The sequence below is a fragment of the Paenibacillus sp. Y951 genome (assembly GCF_056786395.1).
Map to the genome: position 1 here is coordinate 307524 of NZ_JBXCIY010000002.1, position 13418 is coordinate 320941.

Sequence of the window (13418 nt, forward strand, 5' to 3'; positions counted from 1 at the left end):
TAATGTGACTTTACTACACATTTCATGATAATATGTAGACAAGAAAGGAGAGGTGATCTAATGGAAAAGTCCTCTCATGAGCTTCTGAAGCCGAATCAACATTATGCAGACGATGAAAGCACAAAAGAATCGTATCGTGTAGCTTCGAATCCTGATATGACTGAACCTAATCAGCAATGGCTTCATGTGTTGTTTGCAGGTGAAAGCTATACGAAACCGAACCATCGACTTGGTCCTAAAGTATATGACTTTTATCTTATGCATGTCATTCTTTCAGGTAGCGGAAGCTTTATTACAGAGCATAAGCGTTACGAATTAAATGCAGGTGATACCTTTCTTATTCGCCCTAATGAATTAATTTCCTATGAATCCGATAATAATGATCCTTGGCACTATCGCTGGGTCGCTTTTCGAGGCGAGCAAGCAGAACAACTCGTAACAATAGCTGGTTTCACTTCTGGTTGTGAAGTAATGAATAATGTTCCCGTTGAACCGGTCGGTTCCTACTATCAAGATATTTTAGAGGCATTCCGTTATAGCCACCCTACTTCATCGATATACGCCTCGGGATTACTACATATGATCATGTCCGAATATGGAAGAGCTCAGCAACCATCTGATCATGGATTGCATCGACAACAAATTAATGAACATCAGCTGCATAATCAGATTGTGCATTATTTGACAACTCAGTATACACACCCCGTCTCCATCGAACATATGGCAGAAGCACTCGGTTATAATCGTGCTTATCTTTCCCGTATATTCAAACAAAAAATCGGAGTTACTCCTAGCACTTTTTTGTTACAGTTACGATTAGATAACGCTAAACGTTTACTTAGAGAACGTCATGAACTAACGATCGAACAAGTATCTGCTTCCGTTGGTATTCAAGATGCGCTTTATTTTTCTAAACAATTCAAAAAGCGTTACCAACAATCTCCTACTTCATATCGCAAACGAGTATTAGATCAAATGTAATAATGGATATACTAAGCTCAGAGGTGAATATGATGAAAGAGCTTCATACAGGAGATTTTTATTGGAATACATTTGATACGATGCCATCCAACTGGCCTACATTAGAACAATCTCTAACAACAAAAGTACTTATTGTTGGTGGCGGGATATCTGGATTATTAATGGCCTACACGCTTCAAGAACAAGGTATTGATTTTGTCTTGCTTGAAGGCGATCAAATCGCAGAGGGTAGTTCCTTGGCTAGTACTGGCTTGTTGCAATATTGTAATGACATTATGTTACACGAATTAAGAAGTACGATCGGTCGTGAAAAAGCAGATATTTACTATCGCTACTGTTACCTGGCATTAGACTGGCTCAAGCGTATCGCCTCTACTCTCCAAAAACATGTGGGTGATGCTCATTTCTATCCTCGGACAAGCATGCAATACTGTAGCAGCGAAGAGGATATTATTAAGCTTCAGCAAGAATATGAGGCATTGCTAAGCTTGGATTTACCTTGCGAATTATGGGGTTCACAACAAATCGAGCAGCATTTTCCATTCTCAAAAGGTACTGCATTAATTACACATGGCGATGCCGAAGTCAATCCTTATCTGTTTGTATTAAGTCTTGCACAATACTTAGCAGAACAAGGCTGTCATTTGTATGAAAAATCGTTAGTTAGTGACCATGAACGATTATCTAACGGGAAATATCGAGTTACCGTCAATAACATTCACAATGTTGAATGTGAATATATTGTCTATGCCATTGGCTATCAGCCTGGACAACTTCATCAACAGTTCTTTCATTCTGCTCTTAACCGTTCTTATGTTATTGTTACAAATCCTGTGGACGATCTAACGAGCTGGTATGAAAAATATATGATTTGGGAAACTGCCCGTCCCTATTTATATTTGCGAACGACGATTGATTCAAGAATTATTGTCGGTGGACTTGATGAAAATATCCAGACTCCAAATCATAATAATGCATCTGTTGATGCCCATAACAATACATTGTTAGCAGAATTACGTAAACTTTTTCCCGAATATGATCTCCAGATTGATTACAGTTGGAATGCAACCTTTGCGGAAACGGCAGATCAGCTTCCCTATCTCGGTGTAGACCCTGCTGATGAACATATTATGTATATTCTTGGTTATGGCGGTAACGGAACTATATCTAGTATGCTTGGCGCTGAATTATTAACGAATATTATCTCTGGTTCGGGGGATATGGATGATCTAGCCGAAATCGTCAAGCTTGACCGCTAAGGGTAGTTCAAAAAGCGGGCTTTGATAACGATGAGTGTGCTAACGTAGCATATTCGACATCGCATTTGAAACGAACTTGGAAAGTACGGTTCGCATGTACGTAATCATGTACATTTGCGCTTCCGTCTTTCTCAAGTAGCGTCTCAACTGCTCGGTTCTGAAAGCCCACTTGTTGAACCTTCATTGTAAGAGGCAGTTCAAAACTAACATGGCCTAACGGCCACCACCTGAAAGGAGTTTTTCTGGGAAGACACCGTATAAAAAAGCGGACTTTGATAACGATGATTATGCTAGCGTAGGTTATTCGGCATCGAAGATGAAGCGAACTTGGAAAGCCCGCTTTTTGAACCTTTATTGGATATTTCGGGCATTTAACCGCTCGTGCACTCGTACCGTACACGTTGCTGGGTTTCGTTTCATTATATATTATCCAATATTTGAACTGCTTTGGTGTTGGGTATCCAATCGTTGTCGTCAGAATTGGACATATATAAGCTATCAAACAATGAGCCTCCGATTGCATCGTCGGTAATACATAGTAATAATTGTCCATGACGCAATGCTTGTAAGCAAGTACTTGCTACATCGTCATTGAGACCGTATGCTCGAAGCGCCTCCATACCATGTTGTTCATTCGCTTCACCGACAATTACACCAGGCATCCCATTAATCGGAATTTGCATCGAAGCTTGAGACACGAAGAAAGGTGTAATAAATATATTTTCATTATCTATGCCACTATTAGAGTTAGCTGAAGCAATTTCTGAGAGTAGATCTATATGAATCGTTGTTTCTGCATTAAGTAATTTGCTATGCTCCAAATCCGAAGCAACAATTTTCAATCGATCCTTCGTAAATCCATTGGCTTCTAATGTTTGAAGCGCCTCTGCTACCCCATGTTGACTTTCAAACAATAATACTTTGCTGATCATAATAAGCAGCCTCCTAAAACTTTTTGTTAACTTCCTTGAACAACTTCTACGTGAACAAAAAGTCACTTCGGAAGCATATACCAAACTTTTTGTTAGCTTTCTTATACAACTTCTACGTGAACAAAAAGTCACTTCGGAAGCATATACCAAACTTTTTGTTAGCTTCCTTGAGCAACTTCTATGGGAACAAAAAGTCGCTTCGAATGCATATACCCAACCTTGTGTTAACTTCCTGAACCAACTTTGCATTCTGCGCTAAGCTTATACGACTCATTGCAACCAAACCGTTATACTAGCGGACTGTAAGGACGTTATTGCTGCGTTTTCTGCTTATTTTGAGTTTTCGCGGACTCAGATGACCTTATTTACTCGTTCACTAGTGAAATATCAGCGGAAGACGATCAATAGCGTATCGTGTGTCCTCTTACATCCTAAAGTGTTGGTTTTAAACTAATTAGCGGTCTGTCTGTCCGCTCATTCACACACTAGTGTGCTACTGCGGCTTAATAAAGCCAAAAGGTTCACTTAATGTACAACAAATAGAGCTAATGCGACGCAACCAGTTTATCCACTCATATTTCATTAAGCGCTGGTTTTGAGCAATCATCCATATCATTTAATATTGCCCAAACAGGGAATAATCACTCATAATGTCGAAATATTAGAGATTTGTTCTAAGAATGTATATTTTGTTCGATTAGGTTGTATAGCACTTATCATTACGTTATGATGTACTGTAGAGAATATCTATACAAGCACATGCTTTCGATGCTACTTTTTATTTCAGGAGGTTATATCGAAAGAAGTATATAAAAAGTTTAAGGAGGAGGCAGATCATTTGATCCATCGAAATCTTCGTTATATGATGGGCTGGGAATGGAATGTTCTGCAGCTTCAACACAAACCAGTAATTCATGAGCCTCGTCCTAAATTTCAATCTAATATACATCACAATAATAAGCGCTTTTCTAGTGAAAAATATGAACTGATGCAAACATATCCAGAGGTATCTCAGTGGATCGAATCAAGTTATGATCGCACTACTAACAATATCGTGCTGCAGCATGTTGAACAACATGGAGTCATCGTTCAAGGTACTATTCTTATTCAATTATCTGAGGACTCGAAAGATACTACTCCTTTCCACTTCTGGTTCTCATCTAATAAATTATTTACGATGCAAACAGATACGAGAATTCCACTGCGATTGCAAAATCTTGATCATGTATCCCTCTATGAACAATGTCATAGTGCTCCCGAAGCATTCTTTTGTATGATCGGTATTTTACTCGAGAGCTTAGATACTGGCTTAGATCAGTTTGAAGAACGATTAGGTCAATTAGAAGCGGATATGCGTGAACGTAACCGTAAAGACTTGCTAGATGATATTATTGAACGAAGATATGAACTGCTTCATTTCAGTCATTTGTATTTACCTGTTCGTGAAATAGAAGGGCTGGCGAAAGAAGCTTTTCTAGATATACTTACAGCTTCCACTAGCTACGTCCGGATGCAGCATCGATTTGAGCGTATTGATAATTTATTGAATCATTACGCAATGGAAATTGATACATTGATCTCGGTAGATGATGCATTATCTAATTTTCGTGGTAATGAAATTATTCGTATATTAACGATTTTCACTGTTATTTGTTTGCCTATTACTTTATTTGGCGCTATTTGGGGTAGCAATTTCATAACGTTACCATTCAAAGACGATCCGCTTGGTTTTATATATACATTAGGCGCAATTATGCTCATCACCAGCTTTATTTATTTTCTATTGTGGAGACAGGGCTGGACAGGTGATATCCTTATGCATCGCAAAAAACATAAATCTTTGGCTAAATTAAGCTTAAATATACTTAAACCGTTGGAATTAGAAAAAGGAACTCAGCTTCCTTCTCGTAAATTGCGCAACAAAAAAGTAACACCATCCGAAAAGTCAAAAGCCGTATTGACCGAATATGCCAATGATGAGCCACTACCATCAAGGAAGCTTCGGCAATGAAATAAGGGAAGTTTACGCCATCATAATGACGTGAACCTCCCTTTTTTTGAATTTCAGCAATGCTACACGCTAAAGACGAATCGTTCGCGGAAAAGCACTAGCATAACCTAGCTTAATTTGATCACTTGACCAGTAGCCGCAGATTCATTGGCAGCCATTGTTACTAGATGAGTACGATGTGCATCCTCATACGTAGATCGAATAAGCGATGTATCTCCTGTCCGTACAGCATGTAAAAATGCTTTTGTTTCATTCTCATAAGCATTACTTTGGTTGTGGTAATCGATTGTTGAAGCGGTCGTTATGTCCTTTACGCCACCATGTCCAATCTCTAATTTACCCGCATCTGTATAAATATGAAGCCCACTAGCATAGCCAGTAGGAATAACACATGTATTACTAATCGTCGCAATGTTACCATTGTCTAGCTTCAACGTTACTGTGCCCGCATCGGCTACATTCGCGTTCGCGTCTTGCTTAGTTAATATTCCCTCGCTATATGCCGCATATACTTCCGTTACTTCACCAACTAGATAACGAAGCAAGTCAACAATATGCGTTGTTTGTTCGACGAATTGACCACCTGAACGCTCTTGTCTACGCCACCATGTGCCACCTGGTGCCCCACCCATCCAATAGCCTAGCGACATTGCTATATTACGATCAGCAAGTAATTGTCGCGCTTTGTCTGCGCTGTCCATATATCTAAAGTGATAGCCAACTGATGTAATTAATTGCTTGGCTTCAATCTTCTGTAGTAATTGTGCAGGAAGATCTGCTTCGCTGGAGAGTGGCTTCTCTATTAGAAATGGAATGGATCGCTCAATTAATGCTTCTTCGATATGTCCGTGTGCAAAAGGTGGTGTGCATATGTATACTGCATCTAATTTTTCAGCGTTAAGCATATCATCAACATTTTGAAATCCTTTCGCGCCGTTAAAGCGACTAGCAAATTCATCCGCTTTCTGTTGCGAACTACCCACTATTGCCGTTAGCTGTACATCTTCCTGTGCAGCTATTAATTTCGCATGTGTATCAGCAAACCAACCAGTGCCGATCAGACCAACTTTTAATGACATATCCCATTCCCCCTGAATATTTTTTTTGAACGACCTTTTATGACGAGATTATAATGATTGTCTACGCTTTCATTATAACCCTATTCGAATGTTGTGCAAATATTAAGCTGTGCAGTTACCCATTGCTATTTGCTGACATAGTATAGAGAATACTTACTCCATTAGAGACGGAGGTAATCAACTATGACTAATCTACAGCTACAAGCGCAAGTACGAGAACCTGATCTACCTAGTGCTTTATTTCTTGCAGCAATTTGCGGACAAACACATGTACAATTTACCAATAAAGAAACAGGACTGTTTATTATACCAGATGATTATAAGCTCGTTGGAGCAATTACTACGTCTACTATGGGAATTGATAATGATCGATATGGTTTTATTATTAACTCTAATCGGTACTCCATCTTAGCATTTCGTGGTACGAGTACTTCCGTTGACTGGGTTCATGATTTTAAGGCTCAGCAAATGGAGTTTACCCCAACAAAAAATGTCGGTAATACCCATAAAGGATTTACCGACATTTACTTAGCTCTACGCGAGAAAATATTCCATTTTTTATCATTACTTCAGCCTGACTTACCTTTGTTCATTACTGGCCATAGCCTAGGAGGAGCGCTAGCCACTTTAGCAGCCATCGATATTGCTACCAACTCTGGCTTCAATGCTCCAATTGTATACACCTTTGGTGCGCCGCGTGTAGGTGATCCTACCTTTGTGAAAGCCTACAACGCTACCGTCCCTACTCATTGGAGAATACAGAACAAATTCGATATCGTCCCACATTTACCAACATTAGTTTACCATTCACCTCAAACCGATGAAACTTATTTCTATCTGCATGTGAAAGGTGAAGTACAACGCTCATTCCGACATGGCTCTGTTTCATCCAATCATATACTATCCAGTTATTTCCATAATTTATCAGAGGATATGCCACAAATCGCTTCAGCTATTTGTGCCTCACCATTAGGTTTCTGTCCTAATGTCGAAGTAACTTAAGCAGGTAAAATGTAGAGGAAGATGGCAAAGAAATGGACGATCGAACCCGCAAGAACAAATAGATGCCATACTGCGTGATGATAAGGGAAGCTACGCCACATGTAAAATACAGTACCTACCGTGTATAAAATACCACCTACGACTAGTAATGTTACCCCTTCAGCTGATAAATTCGTAGTTAGCGGCTTCCAAGCAAATACGATACACCAACCCATTACTATATAAAGAATAGTCGATGTGAATAAGAATCGATTAGCGAACATTGATTTGAATACGATTCCTATAACCGTAATCCCCCATACAATCCCAAAGAGAACCCAACCTAGCGTACCTTGAACAGTATGAAATAAGATCGGAGTATACGTACCCGCAATGAAAATATATATGCATGAATGATCTAATGATTCAAACACTCTTTTTGCTTTTCCTTCAGGAAAGCTGTGTACTAACGTTGATGCGACATATAATAACAGCATCGATGAACCATAAATCGTAAAGCTAACTACATGTAAGGCCGTTCCCTTAAAAGCAGCAAATACAATGAGTAACACTAATGCTGCAATACTTAATAAAGCACCAATTCCGTGAGTTATTGCATTAGCAATTTCCTCACCTTTTGAATAGGTATGCGTGTTAGCCAATTTCCCACCCCTAACGCGTCATACTTTTCGTTATCTTTCTCGATAATGAGATGGACAACGGAAATCATGAGCTAGTATCCAATACTTATTAAGTGTATCGGATTACAGCCATTCCTTCAAGTAAGCATCAAGGCTAGTCATGGTCTTATCTAAATTACACGCACGATGTTCATCACTAAATTGTTCGCTTTTCCGAAAATAATCCGCATGTCCACCTATCGTATGAATACCTTCAATAAATCCGGGAGCATATTTTTGCGAATCCCAATGTAGTAACGGTCGCTTTGGAGTAAAGGAACTCCAACCGCCCCAGCTTCCTAGACGGCTTATCGGATCTTTCATTTTTCCATTATTATCAATGGAATGTATATAACCAACCCGCTCCTTCAGCTGCGGAATAATTTTCGTTTTCGGCGATCCTATTTGTACAACTTTAGCATTAATCGGCAGTTGATCCTCATGAAGCTTTCTTGCGATCTGATATGCGGCGACTCCACCGCCACTATGACCGATGAACAATAGCTTTGGAACCGTACCGTATGAGCTAATACGCTCCCATACCTTCCTCCCCCCATAACCCGCAAGCTTTGCCCTTCTTGAAAGATCAGCACGTACTTCATACAACTGACGCATTAAACTGCGCTCTGCCTCACCATATGGAAACAACAATTCAATATCTGGTGTAATGCCCTTCTGATGCAAATGGTTAACTAATGCTTGTTCAAGTGCATGAAAGGCAGACGGTGTTGTCTTGACACCAGCTAGTAAAAAAATTTTAAGTGACTGACTAGCTTGCATAAGTAACCCCTCCGTTAGTATGCTCATCGATTCATTCTCTTCCTTACATTATGCTAGGAGAGCAAGTTTTTCATTCAACCATTTGTTAGCATTTTCATCATTAATTAGAGCGGATACCGAAACACAAAAAGCCATGATCTAAGATCATGACTTTTTGTGGCATCCCGTAATCATTAAACCTTACAAAATACATTGCAAATGGATAGCAAACATTAAACTCCCATTTTTTTACGTTGGTTGTTAACTTTTTTTGTATTTTGGCTAGTTAATTTTTTCGTACCAGTTGACAAATCTAGTTTGCCAGGCCCACCTTGCTGTTGCTTACGAGCTGCAAGAAGCTGTTTTGCACGATCAGCTTGCGAAAGCTGCTTCGCTTCAACTTCTGGCTGTTGTGAATTTTCATTAGACATATATGTCCACCTACCTTTAGAGTTACATTTAATTATATTTTACTACAGATTGGCACCTTAATGATAGCATATCCTTCAACTATTGGAGAAGAATAACACACTCGTTTAGTATATGCAAAATAAGACAAACTATTTCTAACCTTTTTGTTGCTCTGTTTCCGTTGGCTTTACTTCTTCCACAATAACTTCCTCTTGCTCTATATGCTCAACATGTTCATCAACAGTGGAACCGGATAATTGTTTCTCATACTGCTTTACTTTACGTTGAAGAACATATACTCGCACTAGCCCTAATGCACCTACAGTTAATCCACCGAATAATGTAGAGAATAGGATAACAAGAATAAGTGGAGCCGTCGTTTTTCCAAAAAAGAAATTAACATCAGTAGGCGTGATGTTAATAACAGCAAATACAGCTATCACTAGTGCAAATACAAAAGCTAACAACAACATCCATTGACTTTTCATCATATTCCTCCTAAAACTTTTCATCTGCTGCCCGAAATACTACTTTGTAATGAAAAGTAGCATCGGAAGCATAAAGCATTTTTTATGTACGAAAAAACAGTATACATACGATCATCCATAACTAATAGCTTGTCCAATTAAGCATCATATTTAACAATTCATAACTTACAATACGATGTTAGCGTATCTTGTAACAAATGTACATAAAAAAAGCTAGTTCAACGTTATTTTCATAACTTTTGAACTAGCTTATATGCTGGTTGATAGCTATCTCCTATACGATGCTGTAATGCGCCTAGATAACTTCTTAATCTGCCACGATAGTGAAGTTCTAGTTGTGCATCAAGAAAATCACCAGGAGTAACGAGTGTTGTTTCTTTATTGAATAATTCTAGCTCCGCATTAAAAAGTATGGTTGAAACAAATTGTGAACAAAAATAATGATTCTGACGATCCCATGGGATATTAAAATAAACTGCGATCATCCCGAGAAAGTTATAATGATAATGATTAGCATAATGGATAAAATGATCAATTTGTGTTCGTAACGTATCATATGATTGCTGCGAAACCTTCATCCGGTATATCACACATTGCGAACGTAAAAATACTGGTCCTGTCACATCCTCTTGAATAAATCCACCAATGAAAGGGTTGCGCTGGTACTTACGTCCAAAACTATATACCTCTCTTAGATCACTATCAAATGCAATAGATACGTGACTAAGATGCTCTTTCGTACAATATGAAATAACATTGGCTAGAACAGTGCCAGTATTCGTTAGAACAATATATACTTCTCTTTCCTTCGCCATAGTTACCTCCCTGACATGTAAGCTCGTATTAATAGTCTAACTTGTAGTGGGAAACACTGTAACCTTCTAAAGTAATAGCGTATACTAGACTTAAGTCTTATTGACTCTTAATAATGAACCAGATATTTACAATACATTAGAATTTTACTTCATTTCACCTTTTGAAACAACAAAAAAATTTAAGAAGGGATGTTTTGATTAATGCCACAACCATATGATATGCCTCTAGAACAGCTACAGCAATATAAACCAGCTGCAACAGCAGCTGTAGACTTTGATGACTTCTGGGAAGAGACGCTTCAAGAGCTCCATACAGTGCCTCTTACTTATGAGCGTCATGAAATTTCATATCCTGTAAAAAATATGAAAGTATACCAAGTGTTTTTCAAAGGATTCAATAATGCACAGATTGAAGCGGTGCTTGCTATGCCTATCACCGATACGCCGCTACCCGGAATAATCGAATTTCACGGATATAACTGGGTAAGTGACCGTGATACACATGATGTCGTTAATCTTGCATTGAAAGGATATGCAGTTATGCGCCTGTTCTGTCGAGGTCAATATGCAGGTTCCATTGACAATGTCATTTCCAGTAACGGTCATGTCGCAGGTTGGATGACAAAAGGTATCCAAAATAAATATGAATATTATTATCGTGCTGTCTATATGGATGCTGTACGAGCTATCGATATTCTTGCAGCTATGCCTGAAGTTGATGCTTCACATATCGCTGTTACAGGTGGTAGTCAAGGAGGTGCTATCACATTGGCAGCGGCAGCTCTTTCTAGCGTTCCGATTGTCGCAGTAGCTGATCATCCTTACTTGTCTCATTTTGAGCGTGCAATTGATACGACACCTACTGGTCCTTACTACGAACTCAATGAATATTTCCGTAGATATAGTGGTAGACCTGACTTAGAAGAGAATGCCAAGAAGACATTAAGTTATTTTGACATGATGAATCTTGCTCCTAGAATCACTTGTTACACATGGATCACCATTGGACTTATAGATGATATTACCCCGCCGTCCACTGTTTTCGCAGCATATAATCATTTGCAATGTAAAAAAGATATTGCTGTATATCGTTACTATGGGCATGATCAAGTTCCAGCTTCAATCCCAGTAAGATTACAAATCTTTATGGATTACTTACAAACTACATAAACCTTCGTGCTAGTAGCTTATTTTTGTCAGTTGCTAGCTTTTTTATTAAGCAATGCCCTTCTAATATCATATCATGTAATGTAATAATGATCACTCACTTCTTAATGTATTCCTTTAGTTCATCTCTAATCATATTAATGTCATTGTTGCATGATGCAAAGTACGAAAAAATCTAACAGATTATGTATCTGCTAGATTTTTTCGTTACCTATTGCTTTCTATTCAACAGCTTCCTCAGTTGCTACATCTTCGGTAGCCACGTCTTCAGTAGTTATATCAGATGTTGTTGATTCGCCTGCTGCTTCACGCAGTATTTGTTCCTCGCTCATGTTCATATATTTTTGATGCTGCTCTTCCCAATATTTCTCTTGCTCTTCTTTTGTCATCTTCTCAGTTGCTAGCAATTCATTACCTCGTAATTGTAATTCTGCTAACGCCTCTGCAACAGTTATATCTCCAGTATTTAATTTATTGAATGCATCATAAGAAATTTGATAATACTCATATTGGTATCTTTCAGGGACCTTATTATAATCTACAGTTACATTTAATGGCTTTAACTTGTAGAATGCCGCATAATTGCGATCCCCACCTAATTCCAAATATTTCGTTCTTAGCGTCAAGTTGCCCCACGATAATTTTGATTTTACGCGTGCATACTCGTCACCAGTAATATACGCAATAAATTTCCATGCTTCTTCGGCATTTGTTGAAGCGGCATTAATAGCAAATAAATTGTAATAGTTCGTATATGCTGAAGAATCCGGATTTTGTGAACCTACTGGAGCAGTAACGATATCCCAGTTTTCAATAATATCTTCTGGATTTTGAGAATATATTTTTGCATCTTCAATTTGATTTACAAAATAGTTGCCGTCAACTCGCATCGCAAGTCTACCGCTCATAAACGGATCCATGCCATTATTAGCCTCGTCTTGCTTGAAGTACACTAATCCGTCTTCTCCACCACCCCATAACATATCATCATAAAATAATACATCGGATTTCAACACCGATTGCGCTTGCTCAACAATACTTGCCCATGCTGGAGTATCTATTGTCATTTGCAATGTATTTTCATCGAAAACTTTCAAACCTTCCGTATTAGCAAGTAAATTAACCATTTCACTCAAATCTTTATTCCAACCCATTTTCAATCCAAATATACGATCTAGTGGGTCTCCATCTCTAGGGAACATATTCGCAAGATTAATAATTTCAGTCCATGTCATCTGATCCGTTGGATATGGTATATTGTATTCATCGAATAGATCTTTGTTATAGAAAAGCGCTTGCGTAGAGAAGTTCGTAGGTATAGCGTACAAATTACCGCCGCCATATCCTTTCATAGCATCAATAACACCCGGAACTAGTCCCTCTGCATCATATTTGCTATCTGTTACATAGCTTTCGATATCATATAGTTTTCCTTCAGTTCCTAGTTTTTCTAATTGTGTCTGCTCAAGCATCAAAACATCTGGCTGCTCTTTTTCTATAAATGCAGCTAATGCTTTGTCATAGTCATTATCGTTTTCTTCCATCAGTGTGTTATAAATCTCGTTCGTGTTTACAACTTCAATTTCAATATTAGGATAAAGTGCACTATACAGCATTCCATAATCTTGGAAGAAACTGTTCTCGTCATAATACATAACCTTCAATGTACGCGCTTCATTTTCTTTACCAGAATTATCTTTTCCAAATCCAAAGCTACATCCCGTTAACATAGCTACAGTCAAACATAGAGCAATTCCACCTCTAAGCCATTTTTTCATCTCTCGGTTACACCCCTCAATTGAAATCGTTATATTAACATAACGTACCAGTAAGGTAAAAGGTTGCAGAAAAGCCA

14 protein-coding genes are annotated in these 13418 nt (G+C 38.4%); 5 read left to right on the forward strand and 9 right to left on the reverse strand.

Features of this window, described 5'->3' with window-relative positions:
- Positions 1-60 precede the first annotated feature (60 nt).
- Entirely contained in the window at positions 61-981 is a 921-nt protein-coding gene (locus AC1TPB_RS04205) for an AraC family ligand binding domain-containing protein (RefSeq protein WP_482075331.1), read from the forward strand.
- Positions 982-1010: 29 nt separating this feature from the next.
- The gene (locus AC1TPB_RS04210; protein WP_482075332.1) at positions 1011-2240 is read left to right on the forward strand and encodes an NAD(P)/FAD-dependent oxidoreductase; all 1230 of its coding nucleotides are present in this window, start codon (positions 1011-1013) and stop codon (positions 2238-2240) included.
- A gap of 7 nt (positions 2241-2247) precedes the next feature.
- Here AC1TPB_RS04210 and AC1TPB_RS04215 read toward each other — a convergent pair whose 3' ends face one another.
- On the reverse strand, positions 2248-2424 hold the full coding sequence (locus AC1TPB_RS04215; protein WP_482075333.1) for a hypothetical protein: 177 nt from the start codon (positions 2422-2424) through the stop codon (positions 2248-2250).
- 235 nt (positions 2425-2659) lie between these two features.
- The gene (locus tag AC1TPB_RS04220) at positions 2660-3172 is read right to left on the reverse strand and encodes a hypothetical protein (protein ID WP_482075334.1); all 513 of its coding nucleotides are present in this window, start codon (positions 3170-3172) and stop codon (positions 2660-2662) included.
- Between the two features lie 838 nt (positions 3173-4010).
- On the opposite strand from AC1TPB_RS04220, the gene AC1TPB_RS04225 reads away from it, so the two are divergent.
- Complete coding sequence (locus AC1TPB_RS04225) at positions 4011-5183, forward strand: magnesium transporter CorA family protein (protein WP_482075335.1); 1173 nt, start codon at positions 4011-4013, stop codon at positions 5181-5183.
- A 107-nt stretch (positions 5184-5290) separates the two neighbouring features.
- On the opposite strand, the gene AC1TPB_RS04230 is transcribed toward AC1TPB_RS04225, so the two are convergent.
- Positions 5291-6262, reverse strand: a complete 972-nt coding sequence (locus tag AC1TPB_RS04230) for a Gfo/Idh/MocA family protein (RefSeq protein WP_482075336.1) — start codon at positions 6260-6262, stop codon at positions 5291-5293.
- 183 nt (positions 6263-6445) lie between these two features.
- Between AC1TPB_RS04230 and AC1TPB_RS04235 the strand changes: the two genes are divergently transcribed.
- Positions 6446-7264, forward strand: a complete 819-nt coding sequence (locus tag AC1TPB_RS04235; protein WP_482075337.1) for a lipase family protein — start codon at positions 6446-6448, stop codon at positions 7262-7264.
- On the opposite strand, the gene trhA is transcribed toward AC1TPB_RS04235, so the two are convergent.
- The 5 genes from trhA to AC1TPB_RS04260 all read right to left on the reverse strand — a co-directional run bounded on the left by trhA (position 7261) and on the right by AC1TPB_RS04260 (position 10396).
- Positions 7261-7905 (reverse strand): PAQR family membrane homeostasis protein TrhA, encoded by a 645-nt coding sequence (gene trhA, locus AC1TPB_RS04240; RefSeq protein WP_482075338.1) that lies wholly within the window; start codon positions 7903-7905, stop codon positions 7261-7263. The two genes, AC1TPB_RS04235 and trhA, sit on opposite strands and share 4 nt — an antisense overlap.
- Before the next feature lie 102 nt (positions 7906-8007).
- Positions 8008-8703, reverse strand: a complete 696-nt coding sequence (locus AC1TPB_RS04245) for a hypothetical protein (RefSeq protein WP_482075339.1) — start codon at positions 8701-8703, stop codon at positions 8008-8010.
- Positions 8704-8915: 212 nt separating this feature from the next.
- Positions 8916-9113, reverse strand: coding sequence for a hypothetical protein (locus AC1TPB_RS04250; protein WP_482062805.1), 198 nt, complete (start codon positions 9111-9113; stop codon positions 8916-8918).
- 135 nt (positions 9114-9248) lie between these two features.
- A complete protein-coding gene (locus AC1TPB_RS04255; RefSeq protein WP_482075340.1) occupies positions 9249-9584 on the reverse strand; it encodes a LapA family protein in 336 nt (111 codons plus the stop codon).
- 227 nt (positions 9585-9811) lie between these two features.
- Positions 9812-10396, reverse strand: coding sequence for a hypothetical protein (locus tag AC1TPB_RS04260; RefSeq protein ID WP_482075341.1), 585 nt, complete (start codon positions 10394-10396; stop codon positions 9812-9814).
- Between the two features lie 201 nt (positions 10397-10597).
- On the opposite strand from AC1TPB_RS04260, the gene AC1TPB_RS04265 reads away from it, so the two are divergent.
- Positions 10598-11566 (forward strand): acetylxylan esterase, encoded by a 969-nt coding sequence (locus tag AC1TPB_RS04265; RefSeq protein ID WP_482075342.1) that lies wholly within the window; start codon positions 10598-10600, stop codon positions 11564-11566.
- A 218-nt stretch (positions 11567-11784) separates the two neighbouring features.
- Here the strand turns inward: AC1TPB_RS04265 and AC1TPB_RS04270 are convergent, their stop codons facing one another.
- Positions 11785-13341, reverse strand: coding sequence for an ABC transporter substrate-binding protein (locus AC1TPB_RS04270; protein WP_482075343.1), 1557 nt, complete (start codon positions 13339-13341; stop codon positions 11785-11787).
- Positions 13342-13418 lie beyond the last annotated feature (77 nt).